The organism is Jeotgalibacillus salarius, assembly GCF_004405125.1.
In the GTDB taxonomy this organism is placed as follows: domain Bacteria; phylum Bacillota; class Bacilli; order Bacillales; family Jeotgalibacillaceae; genus Jeotgalibacillus; species Jeotgalibacillus salarius.
The window spans coordinates 1-18,597 of record NZ_SORX01000008.1; the positions used below are offsets into that span (position 1 = coordinate 1).

Below are 18,597 nucleotides of genomic sequence, written 5' to 3' on the forward strand. Positions count from 1 at the left end.
AATGAATGGTTTATTTTATTGGTTATATACATATTTTAGAATTTCAACAGTCTGATAACAAAAAGCCGCTCAGCGGCTTTTTGTTATTTTTCCAGGAATCGAAACAGCCTTTTAGCATTCCTGCTAATTTTAAAGTAATATAGAGAAAGATGATTAAAGACAAGGAGGAGCATGATGGAGCCTGTCAAAATTGATGAAGTACAAAAACTGATTAACAGCTTTGCCAACAAGGAAGTATATATCCATTTAGAAACAACAAACGGGTCGTACGCTTCTCATTTCGACGAAAAATTCTTTAACGCAGGAGCATTTATCAGAAATGCAAAAGTCGAGTATGAACTCGGAAAGATTATTGGAGATCCACCATCAAGAGTCGGGTTAAAGCTTGGCAACCTTGGGTGGATTTATGCACAGGGTATTACACATTATGAAATGGACGATAATGGCCGCCTGCTGATGGCAGGTCACGACCACCAGGGGAAGCTCGCTGTATCGTTACAAATAAGCGAAACACCTTTTGAATAACAGAAAGGAGTCAGGAGTATGATTGAAAAAGAAAATCACGTCCTAGTCGTGTTCCCTCACCCGGACGACGAAGCTTTTGGCGTTTCCGGCACGATTGCATCACATATCAAAAAAGGTACTGATGTCACGTATGCATGCCTGACACTTGGCCAAATGGGAAGGAACCTTGGTAATCCCCCATTTGCAACAAGAGAGTCGCTGCCTGACATTCGTAAAAAAGAATTAAAGGCTTCTGCCACAGCAATGGGACTCTCTGACCTGCGCATGATGGGACTGCGTGATAAGACTGTAGAATTTGAAGACGATGAATATATGGTCAGCATGATGCAGTCATTGATCGATGAAACAAATCCATCGCTTGTGATCACTTTTTATCCGGACTATTGTGTTCACCCGGATCATGAAGCGACAGCAAGAGCAGTTGTCAGAGCTGTTCACCGTATGAAAGAAAGCGAGCGTCCGAAGCTTCACTGTGTAGCCTTTGCCAATGATACTGGCGATGCACTCGGGGAGCCTGACGTCATCAATGATGTGACTGAAGTGATGGATATTAAACTAAACGCCATGCGTGCGCACATCTCTCAAACAGCATGGATGCTTGAAGACCTTGAAAAAAGACTAGGAGAAAATGACCCGGAAGCGATCCAGTGGGTCACGAAGGAAAGATTTTTCAACTATCGTTTTGATCAGGGATATGAATGAAATAATGCGCTCGTTCAATCATGAACGAGCGCATTATTTTTTAACCCTTTAACTCTTCTATTGTAGGCAGTGCAGTCATTGCACCTTTCACAGAAGCTGCCAGTGCACCTGAACGGCTTGCCAGCTGAACCATTTCTACTGCTTTTTCAAGCTTCAAATCATGTACTTCACCTTCATATTCATGAAGTGAATAAAGCATTCCTGAAACAAACGCATCACCCGCACCAGTCGTATCAATTGCCTGAACCTTATTTGCAGGGACGTGCCGGCGGTCACTCTGAGTGAAAACCCAGCTTCCTTCAGCTCCCATTGTAATCAATAGCAGTGGTATACCGAACTGTTTCATCACCTCTGCACCTTTCTCAATGTCATCAGTTCCAGTTAAAAATTCCAACTCTTCTTCTGAAATTTTAACGACGTCAGCCTGATCGAGCATGGAAGAAATGGCACTTCTCGCTTCTTCTTCATTTGACCAAAGTGACATACGCAGGTTCGGATCATATGAAATGATCATCCCTTTTTCGCGTGCAAGCTCGACAGCTTTTTTAGTCGCTGTTTTAGCAGGCTCACTGATCATGGAAATTGAACCGAAATGAAATACTCTTGCTTCTTCAAACAACGCCGTGTTAAGTTCATCAGCTGTCAGAAAGCGGTCTGCACTCGGATCTATGTAAAAATCAAAGCTGCGTTCTCCGTTATCGAGCGTGACAAATACGACACCCGTGCGATGTTCCTGATCAAACAGCATATAGTCTGTATTCACACCATAATTCTTTAAAGTGCGCTCCAGGAACCTTCCCAGTACATCTTCTCCAACTTTACCCGCAAAATAAGACGGCAGACCAAGACGCGCAACGCCAACAGCTACGTTAGCAGGCGCTCCGCCCGGACTTTTATAATAAAAATCATTTGTTTCATCTGTCGGAATAAAATCAATTAACGCTTCTCCCAATGAGATTACGCCTTGTTTCATATATAGCACTCCTCTATACTTTTAAAAAAGTGTATCACATCGCTTAAAAAAGCGTAAGACGCACATACTGCTCCGAAAACGATTAGACGCAGAACAAAAAACAGTTTCTTCCTTTTCACTGATATCTGAAAACCGGACAAAAAATAAGCCGCTTCCATTAGAGGAAACGACCAACCCTTATACTCTTGCTTCTGTTTCAGTTAACTTACGGATCGCTTTTGCGACACCTTCTTCACGATTTGTCGCAGTCACATAGCGGCAGATTTGCTGAATATCCTCCGGCGCATTTCCCATTGCAACAGACCAGCCGGCAAGTTTCATCATAGAAACATCATTGTAGTTATCTCCAATTGCCATCACATCTTCAGTATTGATACCTCGTTCTTTTACATACCATTCAAGCGCGATGCCTTTTTGCGCTTCAACGCTTGTAATTTCCAGGTTCTCTTTACCAGAAGAACTGATCGCCAGACCACCCATTTCACTTAAAATTTCTTTTGCCTGTTTTAATTTTTCAGGTTTTGAAGAAAACGCAAGAAATTTATAGACCGTTTCTGAAGAATTAAATACTGCATGATAGTCGTCTACTACATTCACATGACCATCGTCATAACGGCTTTCTGCTTCTTCTCTTACGTTTGGAAGAGGGGTATCAGGATTTGACGTCAGAAAGATATCAATCAGAAGCTGAACACCGTGTTCTTTATGGTTGGTGTATGTCCCATTTTCAGTGTAAATCTCGAAATAGATATCGAGCTTTTCAAGCGCATCTGCAGCCTCTTCAGCTTTCTCAGCGCTCAGACCCCTTTTAAAAAGCTGCTCTCCAGCTGCATTCCGCACCTCAGCACCGTTAACGACAATTAAAGGAAGGGAAAGACCGGCAGCTTTTAGTGGTACAATCGCTTCATTATAAGCTCTTCCTGTGGCGATAATGACCTCAATTCCTGCTTCTTTCGCTTCTCTAATTGCTTCAATTGTATCTTTACCTATTTCATGGCTGCCGTTCAGCAGCGTGCCATCCATATCAGATGCAATTAATTTAATCATCTTTTCACCTACTTATTTTTAATTTCTTTATTGTATCACAGGGGATTAACTGGAAACCTTTTCACTGCTCAGCCTTTACAAACACTATACAATCTCTAAATGAATAAATTGATTTTTGACAAAAATAAAAACAGCAGATACCTGCTGTCATGAACACATCTGCGCGCGTAATCCCCGCTTTTCAACTTCTTCCTCTAAAAGCTGTACAAAATCCTCCGCTAGATTTTTCCTTTTTGCAGTTTTAAGTGCCTCGAGTAATTTTTCATCTGTTAAATGGCTAAGTGTATTCACTCAGCATCACCTCAATTTTTTATTTATAACTCCATTTTTCCCAAATTTACGTTCTGATAAACCTGCACCCCCGGGAATTAAGTATTTTTAAACGTTGTGAATATTGAAATAATAGAATGAAAGTGTTTAAATTAGAATGCAACCGCTTACTTTATTATTTATCACTAAATCATTGATTTAACAGGAGGTGTGAATTAAAATTAACTGTGTCTTATTTTTATTCATTTTAGTCGATTAAAGTACATAGAAAAAAAGGAGAAAAACGATGAATACTTTTACAACCAAAGATTATTTGCGCTTTATTATCCCTTCAGTTATCGGGATTTTCCTATTCATGATGCCTCTTCCTTCCGGAGATGCAGTAACCATTCCAATAGCGATCCTTTCAGATTGGCTCCAGGGACTAATTGGTGGTTTAATTCCCGCTATCATGACATTTATTATTGTGATTACCGCCGTGTTATCTTTATGGGCACGCGCAGCAAAGCCGGCTTACATCATTGAACATGACTTCAGACATAACCTTTTTAACGTGACATGGTTCTGGGTCATCGTAAGACTCCTGGCAGCAGTTTTCGCACTCATTACTTTCTTTCAAATTGGCGGAAGTTCAACAGAGTTAATCTGGTCTGAATATACGGGTGGACTGCTGCTTGGAGAAGGCGGACTGATTACGCTATTATTCTCGCTATTCCTGTTTGCAGGACTATTCCTGCCACTACTGCTTAATTTCGGTTTACTTGAATGGTTTGGTACGCTGATGGCGAAAATCATGCGTCCTTTATTCAAACTGCCGGGACGCGCTTCGATTGATTCTCTGGCTTCATGGCTTGGAGATGGAACGATTGGGGTTATGCTGACGAACAAACAGTATGAAGAAGGTCATTATTCCAAGCGTGAAGCTGCAATCATTGGTACAACGTTCTCAGTTGTATCGATCACTTTCAGTATTGTCGTCATTGAAACTGTTAATCTTTCAGCATACTTTGTTCCATTCTATTTAACCGTAGCACTGGCAGGATTTATCGCAGCGATCATTATGCCGCGTATCCCGCCGCTGTCATTAAAAAAGAAAACTTATATTTCTGAAGCGGAAGAAGAAGATACACTTGAAGATGTTCCGGATAATAAGTCACGCTTACAACACGGAACTGAAATGGCAATTGCTACTGCAAGAAAAAATAATAGTGTCAGTCACTTTTTCAAAAGTGGAATGAAGAACGTGCTGGATATGTGGCTTGGTGTTGCACCAGTTGTCATGGCATTCGGTACAATTGCACTGATCCTTGCAGAGGAAACCAGCTTCTTCGTGATCCTTGGCACACCGTTTGTGCCAATTTTAGAGCTGTTACAGCTTCCTGAAGCTGCAGATGCTGCTCAGACAATGGTAGTCGGATTTGCGGATATGTTCCTGCCAGCTTTGATTGGTGCGGATATTTCATCAGAAATGACGCGTTTTGTGATTGCGGCTGTTTCCGTAACTCAGCTGATTTATATGTCAGAAGTCGGTGGCGTACTGCTCGGTTCAAAGGTTCCGGTAAACTTCCTGGATCTTGTTCTGATCTTCTTATTGCGTACACTCATTACACTCCCAATCATCGCAGGAGTAGCACATATCATATTCTAAATCATACAAAAAGACACTTACGAAGTTGTAAGTGTCTTTTCTTGTGAGTATAACGGCAACTTCACAATCGCGTTTGTTCCTCCCTCAGGAAGATTTTCAAACACCAGCGTTCCGCCATGTGCCTGCACGATCCGATGACAGATTGTAAGACCGAGTCCCATCCCCTTCTCTTTCGTCGTATAAAAAGGCTCAGATATTTTTTCAAACATTTCTTCAGGGATACCGGGACCTGTATCACAAAGTTCTATTTGAATCGTACGTTCATGGACAGAAGGTTTAATCGAGATCTCACCGTCTTTATCGATTGCTTCGATACTGTTCTTTATTAAATTGATAAACACCTGAACAATCTGGTTACGGTCTCCGTGTATGTACCGATTGTCAGTAGTTAATCTGTTCACTTTTATTTCAATATCTCTTGAAGCTGCCTGATGCTTCATAAAATTAATCACATATTCTACAGATTCGCAGATTGAAAATTGCTCCTGCTTCTTAATTTCCGGCTTTGAAAGGACCAACAGCTCTTCTGTAATCGCATGTATTCGATCAATTTCCGACGCCATCAATTCCACACGCTCTTCAGAAAGGGTTCCGTTTTCCTTCATTAACTGAACGTACCCCTTTAAGCTTGTAAGCGGATTTTTTATTTCGTGTGCAATGCCTGATGCAAGTTCTCCTGCAACCGACAGTTTTTCACGACGCAAAAGCTGTTCTTCGGCAGCTTTTTGCTGTGAAATATCCCGCCCAATCGTAATGAGTGCTTTCCGACTGCCGTCTTTGTGAAAAATCGGCACTTTTATCACATCAAATGATTTGTACTCACCGGACTCTACGTAAAACGATTCCTCACTGCGGTCAGTTTCTCCTTTTTGCCATGTCTGTTCGTCAGTCAGCACACAATAATCGAACGCTTCCTTGAAAAAGGGGTTAACATCGCCAAGTTCCCCATCTGTTTTTCCAATATAGTGCTTTCCCTTCAGACCATACAGTTCAAGTCCAAAATCATTCGTTCTGATCCACCTGCCCTGACCATCTTTAAAGCACACAAAATCAGGCATTGACTGAATCATCGCAGACATTTTAAATTCTTCTTCTTCCATTTCTTTAAATAAGTTGCGTAAAGAGGCAGCACGTCTGTAGATCATAACCGCCAGCCACAGCAATATAATCGCCACTGCAATTTCAATCATGATATAGGTTGAAGTCGAAAACCACGCATTTATTCCTGATACAATAAAGATGATTTGGACGAAAAATACAATTCCAATAATACCAACCAGGCCTTTAATTTGTGAAAACGTGTAGGATTGGAGCATTTTCTCACCTGCCAATCTTTAAAATTAGTTCGAACACAGTCCATATGTATATGGTTAATAAATCCTTAAAAATGCCCTAAAAAGAACCATTCAATACTATCATCATACCATGTCGAATTTTGAAGGAAAAGGTCGAACCAAATAAAGGCTAATTTTTTCTTCTGAAAAACTTGTAGAACATAGATTTTTCGATTTACCCGTTAAAAAAAGCTGCTTCAGCAGTCTCCTAGAGAACACTGAAACAGCTATTTATGAGCTTAGTTTGTAATCGTGGTTTTAAGTTTTGAAAGCATGTCTGTCGTCATTGAAGCTAGGTCATGCTGCGCTTTGAATCCCCACTCTGCTTTTGCTGCAGAGGCATCAATTGCATCCGGCCAGCTGTCGGCGATTGCCTGACGGACAGGGTCCGGCTTGTAAATCATTTCAAATGACGGAATGTGCTTCTTGATTTCAGCAGCGACCATTTCCGGCTCGATGCTCATTGCTGTTACGTTAAAAGCATTGCGGTGCTCTAATTTCACAGGATCTGCTTCCATCAGGTCCACAATCGCCTGCAACGCATCAGGCATGTACATCATATCCATAAAAGTGCCCTTATCAATATAAGAAGTATAACGGCCTGATTTCAGTGCTTCATAGTATACTTCCACTGCATAGTCTGTTGTTCCGCCACCAGGTGGTGTTACATAAGAGATCAGTCCCGGAAAACGAACACCTCGTGTGTCCACTCCAAAGCGCTTGAAATAGTAGTCGCAAAGAAGTTCTCCTGACACTTTGTTCACGCCATACATTGTTGTAGGACGCTGCACTGTATCCTGCGGAGTATTGGTTTTAGGTGTATCAGGTCCAAATGCACCGATTGAGCTTGGCGTAAAGAACTGAAGCTTGTGTTCACGCGCTGCTTCGAGACCGTTCATTAGTCCTCCCATGTTCAAGTTCCAGGCCATTTGTGGAAATTGTTCAGCTTTAGCAGATAGTAGCGCAGCCATATGCATCATTGTATCTACTTTGTATTTAGATACGATTTCATTCATTTTCTCTCCATCAGTTACATCCAGGATTTCGAATGGACCTCCCGTTACAGCTTCTGTATCTGCTGTACGGATATCTGATGCGATCACATTATCTGCACCATATTCTGAACGAAGCTTTGTGATCAGCTCTGAACCAATCTGTCCAAGCGCCCCAGTTACTAATATACGTTTCATTTAAAACCCTCCATTGCTATTGAATATTAAAAGAACATTTGTCCATATGAGAAAAACAATTAAAGTTGATATTTAGTTAATCCTTTATTAATTTAACATAAAACGCTTGAAATGTTTATACCGGAAGGACATTTTATTTGTTTTTGCAAAAGTTTGCGCTCGTGACATCGGGGAAAGGTTCGTAGAATTTTGAGTGGTGTTCGCAGAATAGACTGAAGTGTTCGGAGAATAAACGTGGTCGTTCATAGAATCATATGCATGGATCGCAGAATACTGGTCATAGTTCGTAGAAAAGTGAAATTTGACCTATCCCTTTAACTGGTCTACACCACAAAAAAACCAGCCCGCAGGCTGGTTTTTTCAGTCAATCTATTATACTTCCTGTCCTTTTCCAACAATCGCTTCAGCAGAGTAGTCTTTCGCCTTATGTTCACCTGATTCTATTTCTTCAATATAGTGACATGCAGCCTGGTGACCATCTTTCATAATATCAACTGTTCGCAGTTCAGGAACATCTGTTTTACACTTATCAGTCGCAAATGGGCAACGCGTGTGGAAACGGCAGCCTTCTGGCGGATTGATTGGAGATGGTACATCCCCTCTCAGTGTAATACGGTCTTTTTTGTGGTCAGGATCCGGAACTGGGATCGCTGATAATAATGCTTTTGTATAAGGGTGCTTAGGGTTATCAAACAATGAATGTTTGTCCCCGATTTCAACAATTTTACCAAGATACATGACGATAATACGATCAGAGATATGACGTACAACCCCAAGGTCATGGGAAATGAATAGGTACGTCAGACCGAACTCTTCCTGTAATTCTTCAAGCAGGTTCAATACCTGTGCCTGAATGGATACATCCAGTGCCGATACTGCTTCATCACAAATAATAAGCTTTGGATCAACAGACAGCGCGCGTGCAATGCCGATACGCTGACGCTGTCCGCCAGAGAATTCGTGTGGATAACGGTCAGCCTGGAATTTCTGAAGACCTACTGTTTGAAGTAAATCTTCAATTCTTTTGCGGCGATCTTTCTTAGGAACCGCATTTTGAATATCCATCGCTTCTTCAATCACGGCAGAGACAATCTGACGCGGATTAATTGATGCATATGGATCTTGGAAAATAATCTGAAGATCTTTACGCATTGCACGCATTTCTTTGCGGCTCAGCTCAGTAAGATCTTTTCCTTCAAATGAAACCACGCCTTCTGTTGGCTCGTCCAGTCGCAGAATTGCACGGCCGGTTGTAGATTTACCACAACCCGACTCTCCTACAATACTGACTGTTTCACCTTCATAAACTGTAAAGCTGATATCATCAACAGCTTTAACATGGTTTACTGTACGACCGAAAAATCCGCCTTTAATCGGAAAATATTGTTTTAATCCCTCAACCTTTAGCAGTTCTTTCTTCGCTGTCATGGACATTCACCTCCGGATCGCCGTCCCACTCATCTGAGTAGATCCAACAGCGAATCTGATTATTATTTTCATCGGCTACAAGCTCTGGCAGACTTTCGCGGCACAATTCTGTCGCAAATGGACATCTTGGTGCAAAACGGCAGCCTTTTGGCATGTTATGCGGACTTGGTACTGTGCCATTAATTGGCTTTAATTTTTCCTGTTCAATGTCATGTCGCGGCAGAGAGTTAAGAAGTCCAACTGTGTATGGATGCCTTGGATTTTTAAATAGTGTGCGGACATCTGAAAATTCCACTACCTGTCCTGCATACATAACTGCAACATAATCACATGTTTCAGCTACTACACCCAGATCGTGTGTAATCATCATGACGGACATATTTAGTTTATTCTGAAGCTCACGGATCAGGTCAAGAATCTGCGCCTGAATCGTTACGTCAAGTGCTGTTGTCGGTTCATCGGCAATCAGCATATCCGGGTTACATGACAGTGCGATTGCGATCATCACACGCTGTCTCATACCGCCTGAAAGTTCGAATGGATACTGATCCACACGTTTTTCAGGTGAAGGAATGCCAACCAGCTTCAGCATTTCGATTGCTTTCAGCTTTGCTTCACGTTTATTCAGTCCCTGGTGAATACGAATTGATTCCATAATCTGCTGACCGACTGTGTATACAGGATTTAAAGATGTCATTGGCTCCTGGAAGATCATCGAAATGTCATTACCACGGATTTCACGCATCTGCTTTTCTGAATATGTGAGAATGTTTTCCCCTTTAAAACGGATTTCTCCGCCTTTAATTTCACCTGGCTTGGCCAGAAGGTTCAGAATCGATAAAGCTGTAATACTTTTACCTGATCCTGATTCACCAACAATACCGATTGTTTTACCGCGTGGCAGTTCAAAGCTTACACCGTCAACTGCTTTCACTTCACCTTCATCTGTAAAGAATGATGTCCGAAGTTCGCGGATCTCTAAAATATTTTCTGATGAGTTCATATTGTCACCCCTCATTTCTTTTAAAAATCTTTAGTTCAGATCTATACGTTTATTCAGGAATCTGTAAGAAATATCCACTAATAAGTTTACCATTACGAACAGAACGGATATAACAAGTACTGTACCCTGTACAACCGGGAAGTCACGCTGTCTGATCGCATCGATTGTCAGACGGCCCATTCCGTTAATTGCAAAGATTGTTTCAGTCAGTACTGTTCCGCCAAGAAGTGCACCGAATTCAAGACCTACTACCGTTACAACCGGAATCAGTGCATTTTTAAGTGCATGCTGATAAACAACTACGCGCTCTTTTACACCTTTTGCACGGGCAGTACGAATGTAATCCTGACTGATGACTTCAAGCATACTCGATCTTGTCATACGGGCGATAATTGCTGCCCCGGCAGTTCCGAGTGTAATAACTGGAAGAATAACCTGTCTCCAGTCGTCTCCCCAGCCGGATGCACGCATCTGGAGGAACGGCTGCAGCGACTCCGGAATCCAGTTACCAATAGCAAACCACTGAATCAGCATCAGACCGAGCCAGAAGTTCGGCATTGAAAGTCCAAAGAGTGCAACGACCATAATGGCAACATCAGTTAATGTATAGTGGCGTACTGCAGATACGATTCCTGCAATCAGACCCATGAACACACTTAAAATCGTACTATAGACTGCGAGTTCAACCGTTACCCAGAAACGGGCGCCAATCTCATCGGCTACAGGACGGCTGCTTCGTACTGAGGTTCCTAAGTCACCAGTGACTACGTTACCGAGGAATGTTCCATATTGAACATGTAGCGGATCATTTAATCCAAGCCTTTCACGAATCTGTTCAACCTGACGTTCAGGTGCTGCTTCCCCGGCAATAATCTGCGCAGGGTCACCAGGAATCAGGTGCATCAGAGAAAATACAAGTATCGTAACCCCTAACAAAACGGGGATCGTCTGTAGTAAACGACGGATAATAAATTTCGTCATGTCAAAGCACCTCCAGTTATTGTTTCATTTTCGGATCTAGTGCGTCGCGGATTCCATCTCCAAAGATGTTAAATGCCAATACGACAAACACAATCATCATGCCAGGGAAAAACGCCACGTGCCATGCATCATAGATGTATGCACGACCTTCAGACAGCATCGCTCCCCATTCAGGCATTGGCGGCTGTGCACCAAGTCCAAGGAAGGAAAGTCCTGCTGCTGTCAGTACAGCAGTTGCAATACGAAGCGTCGCCTGAACAATAATAGGAGACATAACATTTGGCAGTATGTGACGAAAGATAATTCTGAAATCTGTAGCGCCAAGTGCACGAACCGCGTCTATGTATTCAAGCTTCTTAACAGAAAGCGTTGACCCACGGACAATACGTGCAAATGCAGGAATAGAGAAAATACCTACAGCAATGATTACGTTTTGAAGACTTCCTCCAAGTACACTTACGATTGCAAGTGCAAGCAGGATACCTGGGAAAGCAAGAAGAACGTCCATGACACGCATGATAAGGTTATCAATACGCCCTCCATAGTAACCGGATATAATGCCGAGCGGCACCCCGACCACAAGACCAATGACGACTGATGTAAAACCTACATATAAGGTAATACTCATTCCGTGTATGATCCGAACAAAAATATCTCTTCCGAAGTTATCTGTTCCAAACCAAAATTCAGCTGACGGTCCTGCAAGTTTATTTGCAATGTCAGTTTCGTTTGGGCTCTTAGATAAAAACATTGGTCCAAAGATCGCAACCACTATGAAAAAGACAATTAAATAACCTCCAACCAGTGCTGCTTTATTCTTTTTTAGTCTTTTCCAGATCATTTTATAATTTTCAATTCTGGGATTGACTTTTTTAGCAGTTACCGGATGGTTAACCGTATTTTCACTCATTTTTTACACCCTCTCTTTTACGTATGGATCGTTTTGTAAAGTAATAGGAAAGAACTTTACGCACCTCAACAATATTACCGCATTTTCAACAAAAATGAAACTATTCTAATATCTTTTTTTATGAAATAATTTGCATAAAATTCAACGTGAAAACTTTCGTAAGGATAATACTTCCTGCACTATTAATATTAGAATAATTTTATACGAATGTAGTATTTGAGTTACATGTTTTGTTTGGTTAAAAACACTTTGTTATCAAGTGTAGAATAGTAATGTCAGAATTTTAACTACATAGTCTGGTGCAGATTATTTCAGCTGTGTAATCGCTTTAAATATGCATTTCATTTGGAATAAACTCTCGTATAAACGTTTGAGTGATTCGTTATTTTAGCAGAGTAACGCTTTAAAGCTAAAATAATTTGTATAAACTATATTAATATAATTAAAGGTTTTTCCAATATCGTGAACATGCCGTCATAATCTGTTAAATATTACTGCAACTATTTTTACACACTTGTAATATTTCAGAATTTGCGATATATTATTTTTTGAATATTGCGCTATATGAGGCAATTTCAGAGACAATTTATGGGGGGTAATTTATTTGACAAGTAAAAAAACGCTTTGGGCATTTTTACTGACGCTTGTACTGGCTATGTTCCTTGCAGCATGTGCTGGCGGAAGCGACGATGCAGATTCAGGCGACGGCGGTTCTACTGACGACGGCGGTTCGGAAGAAACAGAAGATGGCGCTACTGCTGACGGCGGTTCTGGCGGCGACTTAATGCTGAATGTACTATCTGATGCTTCATCACTTGATCCACACGGTTCAAACGATGTTCCTTCATCAAACATTCAGGCTAACATCTACGAAACACTTGTATTCCAAAATGCAGACAACGAAATTGAGCCACTGTTGGCTGAATCTTGGGAATCTGTAGACGAACTTACTTGGGAATTCAAGCTTCGTGAAGACGTAACTTTCCACGACGGTTCAGCTTTCAACGCTGATGTTGTGAAAGCTAACCTTGATCGCGTTCTTGATCCGGACGTAGCATCACCACGTGGTTTCCTTTATGAAATGATTACTGAAGTTAATGTAATTGATGAGTATAATGTACAAATCAAAACTGAATTCCCATTTGCTCCTTTACTTGCCCACCTTTCTCACAGCGGTGGCGGTATGATTTCTATGGATGCAATTGAAGAAGATTATGCAGCAATGGAAGGCGGCTCTGAGCCAGGTTCTGTTATTGCTCAACAGCCAGTTGGTACTGGATTCTTCAAGTTTGAAAGCTGGACTCCAGGTGAAGAAGTTGTTCTTGCTAACAACGAAGAGCACTGGGATGGCGGCGCACAGGTTGATACTGTAACGTTCCGCGTAGTTCCTGAATCAGGTACTCGTGTAGCTGAACTTGAAACTGGTAATGCACACATTATCGATCCACTACAGCCAAACGAAGTTTCACGTGTTGACAGCCTTCCTGATGCATCTGCACAGATCCAGGGTTCAACATCACTTTCATACCTAGGATTTAACACAGAAAAAGAACCTTTCAATAATGAACAGGTTCGTCAGGCAATCTCTATGGCAGTTGATAAAGCATCAATCATCGAAGGAATCTACGATGGATATGGTGTTGAAGCTGTAGGTCCAATCCCTCCAGGTGTATTCGGTTACGACGATAGCGTTGAACCACTTGAATACAACATGGAAGAAGCAAAAGCTCTTCTTGAAGAAGCTGGTTTTGCAGATGGATTCTCTACTTCTATCTGGACAAACGACAATCCACAGCGTATGGATACTGCTGTACTAGTTCAGGAAGCACTTGCTGAACTTAATATCGAAGTTGAAATTGAAGTAATGGAATTTGGTTCATTCCTTGATGAAACTGCTGCGGGTAACCACGACATGTTCATCCTTGGATGGTCAACTCCAACAGCTGACGCTGACTATGCAACTTATGCACTGTTCCACTCTTCACAGGTTGGAGCACCGGGTAACCGTTCATTCCTAGCGGATGACGAAGTTGACCAGTTGCTTGATCAGGGTCGTCAGGAAACTGACCAGGACGCTCGTTCTGAGATCTATGCTCAGCTTCAGGAACGTCTTGTAGAAGTAGCACCAATGGTTTACATTCACCACCAGGAATACCTGACTGGTGTAAGCGATAAGGTTTCTGGATTCTCTACACTTCCAAACGGCCTTTACCAGCTTAAAGATGTAACAATCTCTGAGTAATCAGATATGATAAACCCCCCATCCGGAGCGATCCGGATGGGGGGTTTTTATTATTGTCTTCAAATTTAAAATCACTTTAAGAGATGGTTGATGTTCTCCGCCTCATTGAGACGCTTTCCGCGGTCGGGCGCTGGAGTCGCCCCCCTTATGCTCCGATCATCAGCCTTACAGAAGCAACATTTACCTTTAGTATGTCAGTAAAGTAAGTAAAAATAACATTAAAAAAAGAAGATGTAACTTAATTTCTTAAGTTTCACCTTCTTTTTCAGTAGAATAAATTTTAGTAATTACAGGTTCATTGTAGTGGAAGGCGTGGACTCCGGGACGATTAGCCTGTCAGCAGAGACCCCGCAGTCGAAGACGAGGAGGCCATATCGGACCACAAAGCGGTCCACCGATCCGGAAAGCCTACGTCTGAAGCGTAAATGAACCGGCTTTTTCAGTGGCCTCGTCAAGACCCGGGGTGGACTGTATAGAAATACTTATACTTATTTAATAATCTCTAATTCCTTACCAACCTTCTCATACACTGCAATTGCTTCATCAAGCATCTCTTTCGTATGCGCTGCGGTTGGCATATTTCTTACACGTCCTGTACCGCGTGGAACGGTTGGGAATACGATTGATTTTGCGTATACACCCTCTTCAAACAAACGTTTGCTGAATTGCTGAGTCAGCTTTTCTTCACCAATAATACAAGGTGTGATTGGTGTTTCACTTTCCCCGATATCAAAGCCCAGCTTTTTCAGGCCATCTTTAAGGTAACGTCCGTTTTCCCACAGTTTATCGTGGAGTTCAGTGCTGTCAATTAAGATTTGAAGTGCTTCAGTAATTGCAACGGTATCTCCTGGTGTTAATGCAGTAGAAAATAGGAATGGACGTGAACGGACTTTCAGTAAGTCAATCAGATCCTGTGTGCCGGCTACATAACCCCCAACAACTCCGATTGCCTTGGATAGTGTCCCCATCTGGAAATCCACTTCTTTTTCAAGTCCGAAATGTTTAACCGTTCCTTTACCTTTCCCCATTACACCTGAACCGTGTGCATCGTCTACATATGTGATCAGGTCGAACTCTTTTGCAATTTCAACGATTTTAGGAAGTTTTGCAACGTCTCCATCCATTGAAAATACGCCGTCAGTAATAACCATCACTTTGTTGTACTGACCTGATTCTGTTGCTTCTTTCGCTTTTGCACGAAGATCTTCCATATCTGAATGTTTCACACGGATAATTTTTGCTTTAGAGAGGCGGCAGCCGTCAATGATAGAAGCGTGATTCAGTTCATCTGATAGAATCGCATCATTTTTATCCATAACTGCTGAGATCGCAGCCATATTGCAGTTGAAGCCTGACTGGTATGCAATTGCAGCTTCCGTACCTTTGAATTCAGCCAGCTTTTCTTCAAGTTTCACGTGCACATCCAGTGTACCGTTGATTGTACGGACTGCTCCGGCACCTACACCATAATGATCAATTGCTTTTTTTGCAACTTCTTTTAAATGGTCATTGGTCGCAAGTCCAAGGTAGTTATTTGACGACAGATTAATCAGTTTCTGGCCGCCAATCGTGATCTTTGCACCGTTTGGACCTTCCACCGGATCAATTTCATTATATAGTCCCTTTTCTTTTAAATCGTTCAGGTTGTCCTGTAAAAACTGATGAAGTACTTTAGACATTACATTTCCTCCTCGTTTACATTTGTCCTTCTGAAAAGAACATATTTTGTTGTTTTAAAAGTATTTAACACAGTTTTTATTTTAACATGTTTATGTATTGCGGACAAAGTAATGATGTTGTACATTCTATCATTTACCGACTTTCACTATTTGTATACACGGATCAAAAAAGAGACTGGGACAAATTAAATATGTCTCAGTCTCTGCTGTAATCGGTTCACTGCGCTGCAGGCGGATGCTTTTCGCGTGGCGTGCGCTAAGCCTCTTCGCGCTGCGGGGTCTTAGCTGTCACGCTTCTCACGCTGGAGTCACCGCCTTCCGCTTCGTTCACCTTTGATTATACTTATAATTCTGATGTATCCATGGTATTTTTGTTGTTTTCTCAATCTCTCTTAACTATCTGTTATTCTTATTCCCTTTCGTCAAAAGCTCATAAGTGAATTCAATCGGACTTGTGATACCTTCCGGCGCTGCATATGTCGTAATCATTTTAACGTTGTTGTTTTTAAACAGCTGATTCAGTTTGAGTGCATCCTCATCTGTTACGTTAAATGGATCGACGTGCCACACTTTCGGGTGCGCATTCCCTTTTCCGCGTTCTTGAATGAATGTAACTGTGTATTCAACAAATTCTTCATTTATTTCAGCGAGTGAAGTAAATGGGTCAACAGTTGATCCATCAGCTTCGAAGTCTGCTGCTTCAACCTGAATGTTATCAACATACCACCCCTCATTGCTGTATGCCCAGTCTTCCATGTAGCGGAATGAGACAAGGACTTCTTGACCTGCATATTCACTTAGGTCGAATGATTCGTTTGTCCACTCATCTACTTTACCAGTGAATCCTGGTACGTTTTCTATAATTGTTGGGTATCCACCTTCAGCAACCTCTGTACGTGTATTTTCGTTTGCTAGTGAAGTCCATGTTTCTCCGTTATCAGTTGATACCTGAACAACGCCATAGTCCCATGTTTCTTCAATGTCATACAGGTGATCAAATGTGAGCGTTGCTGAATCAGTCCCTGTTAGATCAGCTGTGAAAATCAGCTCGCTGTCATCTTCAGCACCATTCTGGCTGTAAAGCACCTGGTTGTCCGGGTTTAATGGATCTTCAACTGTCTGCCACTTCTGGAGGAAATCTTCTCCGTTAAACTTGAAATCTTTCACTTTGTTTGTGAAATCAATTGATTTAAAGTCTCCGCCCCATGCAGGTACTCCTTCTTTTTCTACTGCCAGTGCATTTTCATAGCTGACAGTTGTTCCACGCTTAGTTCCTTCGTTATCTACTGGAAGGTCACGCAGGTTAATACTGTCAAATTCGTAAAGCCCTTTATTTCCTTTTCCATCATCAAGAGCAAGTGCTGTCATGAAATTTTGATATACTTCTTTAAATGTCATATCAATTCCGTTAGAAGCAAATACTTCATTCACTGAGGCAATCCCCTGGGACTCTGCAGTCGCAAGTTCACGGATTAATTCCTGGCCATACTTATCATATAGGTAAAGAGTGAAAAGATAGACCTGACCATAATCTGCAATGGTTTCCGGTCCAGTAGAGGCACTATTATGTTCATCCCAGTTTACAAGTGAGTTCTCAGGGTGATCAAGGAAGAAGTTAATTGATCCTTCGCCGTGACCATATCCACCAAGATATTCAGAGAATGTTGACATTCCTTCATTCAACCATGTTTCCTCAGCTGCATCATTATCTGCGTGTATTAAATGCTGAAGTTCATGAATTGTTGTTGCATAGAAGGTTGACTCAAGACGCTCTCCCCAGTTATTAGTATCAATTGTAATCATATTTCGATCCGTATAGTTTTCTAGTGTCTGCCAGAAGAATCCGGCTACGAAGAACGGATATTCAGAATCATAATAAGCATCATCTTTTACGTTATCGATCATCATCATCACTTTGTCGCTGCCTTCATAATAGTCGTCAGGCAGCCCGACCATCCCGGGAACCGTAGCGTTTGATCCATCAAGCTGGTCAGGTGATCCAAAGAAGTCTGTTGCGACCGGGTACATATTGGAATCGAATTCATCCTTCAGTTTATCTACCTGCTCCTGTGTAACAATGTCAGTTCCACGAGGGTCTCCTTCTGGGTAACTGAGATCATTTGCTACCCAAACTTCTACGTTTTCACCGACGCTTCGCAGAGTGAATTCTTTAAAGGCTAAATCACGATCAAGAAACAGCTTCGTTCCACCGTTATAAGTAAAGTTCTCTTCTGATTGACCAGCAGAACCTGCAGTTTCCTGGTCAGCCTGCAGCTTGTCTGCCTGCTCTTTAATTTTCTTTTCCGCCTGCTTTAAAAAGTCCTCATCTTCAGTCAGACTTTGAAGATATGTATCAATATCCTGCTGGTCACCGTATCGTTCTGTATCCCAGTTTTTTGTATCTGCAGGTGCAGCTGATGCTGTTCCTGGTACCATCGCGGCCGGTGCTAACAGAGACAGTGCAAGTGCACTTGAAGATAGTACTTTTAATACCGGTTTCTTCTTCATATTATTTCCCCTTTCGAACTATATTTCCATGCGTTTACAGCTTAACATGCAAAATTTTCAGAAAAAAGTGAAATTTCACACGGTAATTTTTTCCTATATGGTGACAATTATGCGTTAATTCATTTATTTCGATACCCAAATAAACTTTAGTCCTGAT

At 41.8% G+C, this 18,597-nt stretch carries 15 protein-coding genes; 4 read left to right on the forward strand and 11 right to left on the reverse strand.

Annotated features, from left to right (window positions below; translation table 11 throughout):
* The first annotated feature begins 174 nt into the window (after positions 1 to 174).
* Positions 175 to 525, forward strand: a complete 351-nt coding sequence (locus E2626_RS13000; protein WP_134382213.1) for a YojF family protein — start codon at positions 175 to 177, stop codon at positions 523 to 525.
* A gap of 18 nt (positions 526 to 543) precedes the next feature.
* Complete coding sequence (gene bshB2 / locus E2626_RS13005; protein ID WP_134382214.1) at positions 544 to 1,227, forward strand: bacillithiol biosynthesis deacetylase BshB2; 684 nt, start codon at positions 544 to 546, stop codon at positions 1,225 to 1,227.
* A 40-nt stretch (positions 1,228 to 1,267) separates the two neighbouring features.
* On the opposite strand, the gene E2626_RS13010 is transcribed toward bshB2, so the two are convergent.
* The 3 genes from E2626_RS13010 to sda form a co-directional block, all read right to left on the reverse strand.
* A complete protein-coding gene (locus tag E2626_RS13010) occupies positions 1,268 to 2,200 on the reverse strand; it encodes an aminoimidazole riboside kinase (protein WP_134382215.1) in 933 nt (310 codons plus the stop codon).
* Positions 2,201 to 2,377: 177 nt separating this feature from the next.
* Positions 2,378 to 3,247 (reverse strand): Cof-type HAD-IIB family hydrolase, encoded by an 870-nt coding sequence (locus tag E2626_RS13015; RefSeq protein ID WP_134382216.1) that lies wholly within the window; start codon positions 3,245 to 3,247, stop codon positions 2,378 to 2,380.
* Between the two features lie 147 nt (positions 3,248 to 3,394).
* Positions 3,395 to 3,538 (reverse strand): sporulation histidine kinase inhibitor Sda, encoded by a 144-nt coding sequence (gene sda, locus E2626_RS13020; RefSeq protein WP_134382217.1) that lies wholly within the window; start codon positions 3,536 to 3,538, stop codon positions 3,395 to 3,397.
* 265 nt (positions 3,539 to 3,803) lie between these two features.
* Between sda and E2626_RS13025 the strand changes: the two genes are divergently transcribed.
* Entirely contained in the window at positions 3,804 to 5,165 is a 1,362-nt protein-coding gene (locus E2626_RS13025) for a YjiH family protein (protein ID WP_134382218.1), read from the forward strand.
* A 17-nt stretch (positions 5,166 to 5,182) separates the two neighbouring features.
* Here E2626_RS13025 and E2626_RS13030 read toward each other — a convergent pair whose 3' ends face one another.
* The 6 genes from E2626_RS13030 to nikC form a co-directional block, all read right to left on the reverse strand.
* A complete protein-coding gene (locus tag E2626_RS13030; protein ID WP_134382219.1) occupies positions 5,183 to 6,481 on the reverse strand; it encodes an ATP-binding protein in 1,299 nt (432 codons plus the stop codon).
* A 257-nt stretch (positions 6,482 to 6,738) separates the two neighbouring features.
* The gene (locus tag E2626_RS13035; protein ID WP_134382220.1) at positions 6,739 to 7,689 is read right to left on the reverse strand and encodes an L-threonine 3-dehydrogenase; all 951 of its coding nucleotides are present in this window, start codon (positions 7,687 to 7,689) and stop codon (positions 6,739 to 6,741) included.
* A gap of 372 nt (positions 7,690 to 8,061) precedes the next feature.
* On the reverse strand, positions 8,062 to 9,117 hold the full coding sequence (locus E2626_RS13040; RefSeq protein WP_134382221.1) for an ABC transporter ATP-binding protein: 1,056 nt from the start codon (positions 9,115 to 9,117) through the stop codon (positions 8,062 to 8,064).
* On the reverse strand, positions 9,086 to 10,120 hold the full coding sequence (locus E2626_RS13045; RefSeq protein ID WP_134382222.1) for an ABC transporter ATP-binding protein: 1,035 nt from the start codon (positions 10,118 to 10,120) through the stop codon (positions 9,086 to 9,088). The genes E2626_RS13040 and E2626_RS13045 overlap by 32 nt, the downstream gene beginning before the upstream one ends.
* A 30-nt stretch (positions 10,121 to 10,150) precedes the next feature.
* Entirely contained in the window at positions 10,151 to 11,101 is a 951-nt protein-coding gene (locus E2626_RS13050; protein WP_134382223.1) for an ABC transporter permease, read from the reverse strand.
* 16 nt (positions 11,102 to 11,117) lie between these two features.
* The gene (gene nikC / locus E2626_RS13055; protein WP_134382224.1) at positions 11,118 to 12,011 is read right to left on the reverse strand and encodes a nickel transporter permease; all 894 of its coding nucleotides are present in this window, start codon (positions 12,009 to 12,011) and stop codon (positions 11,118 to 11,120) included.
* A gap of 604 nt (positions 12,012 to 12,615) precedes the next feature.
* Here nikC and E2626_RS13060 point away from each other — a divergent pair.
* Entirely contained in the window at positions 12,616 to 14,253 is a 1,638-nt protein-coding gene (locus tag E2626_RS13060; RefSeq protein WP_341785744.1) for a glutathione ABC transporter substrate-binding protein, read from the forward strand.
* Between the two features lie 488 nt (positions 14,254 to 14,741).
* Here the strand turns inward: E2626_RS13060 and E2626_RS13065 are convergent, their stop codons facing one another.
* Both E2626_RS13065 and E2626_RS13070 read right to left on the reverse strand, forming a co-directional pair.
* Positions 14,742 to 15,932 carry a glycine C-acetyltransferase gene (locus tag E2626_RS13065; protein ID WP_134382225.1) on the reverse strand — a complete coding sequence of 397 codons (1,191 nt, stop codon included), beginning with the start codon at positions 15,930 to 15,932 and terminating at the stop codon, positions 14,742 to 14,744.
* 396 nt (positions 15,933 to 16,328) lie between these two features.
* Positions 16,329 to 18,440 (reverse strand): immune inhibitor A domain-containing protein, encoded by a 2,112-nt coding sequence (locus tag E2626_RS13070; RefSeq protein ID WP_134382226.1) that lies wholly within the window; start codon positions 18,438 to 18,440, stop codon positions 16,329 to 16,331.
* Between the last annotated feature and the right edge of the window lie 157 nt (positions 18,441 to 18,597).

Coding starts and splice junctions, on each gene's coding strand:
- E2626_RS13000 (WP_134382213.1), top strand. CDS start 175: ATGGAGCCTGTCAAAATTGATGAAGTACAAAAACTGATTAACAGCTTT.
- bshB2 (WP_134382214.1), top strand. CDS start 544: ATGATTGAAAAAGAAAATCACGTCCTAGTCGTGTTCCCTCACCCGGAC.
- E2626_RS13010 (WP_134382215.1), bottom strand. CDS start 2,200: ATGAAACAAGGCGTAATCTCATTGGGAGAAGCGTTAATTGATTTTATT.
- E2626_RS13015 (WP_134382216.1), bottom strand. CDS start 3,247: ATGATTAAATTAATTGCATCTGATATGGATGGCACGCTGCTGAACGGC.
- E2626_RS13025 (WP_134382218.1), top strand. CDS start 3,804: ATGAATACTTTTACAACCAAAGATTATTTGCGCTTTATTATCCCTTCA.
- E2626_RS13030 (WP_134382219.1), bottom strand. CDS start 6,481: ATGCTCCAATCCTACACGTTTTCACAAATTAAAGGCCTGGTTGGTATT.
- E2626_RS13035 (WP_134382220.1), bottom strand. CDS start 7,689: ATGAAACGTATATTAGTAACTGGGGCGCTTGGACAGATTGGTTCAGAG.
- E2626_RS13040 (WP_134382221.1), bottom strand. CDS start 9,117: ATGACAGCGAAGAAAGAACTGCTAAAGGTTGAGGGATTAAAACAATAT.
- E2626_RS13045 (WP_134382222.1), bottom strand. CDS start 10,120: ATGAACTCATCAGAAAATATTTTAGAGATCCGCGAACTTCGGACATCA.
- E2626_RS13050 (WP_134382223.1), bottom strand. CDS start 11,101: ATGACGAAATTTATTATCCGTCGTTTACTACAGACGATCCCCGTTTTG.
- nikC (WP_134382224.1), bottom strand. CDS start 12,011: ATGAGTGAAAATACGGTTAACCATCCGGTAACTGCTAAAAAAGTCAAT.
- E2626_RS13065 (WP_134382225.1), bottom strand. CDS start 15,932: ATGTCTAAAGTACTTCATCAGTTTTTACAGGACAACCTGAACGATTTA.
- E2626_RS13070 (WP_134382226.1), bottom strand. CDS start 18,440: ATGAAGAAGAAACCGGTATTAAAAGTACTATCTTCAAGTGCACTTGCA.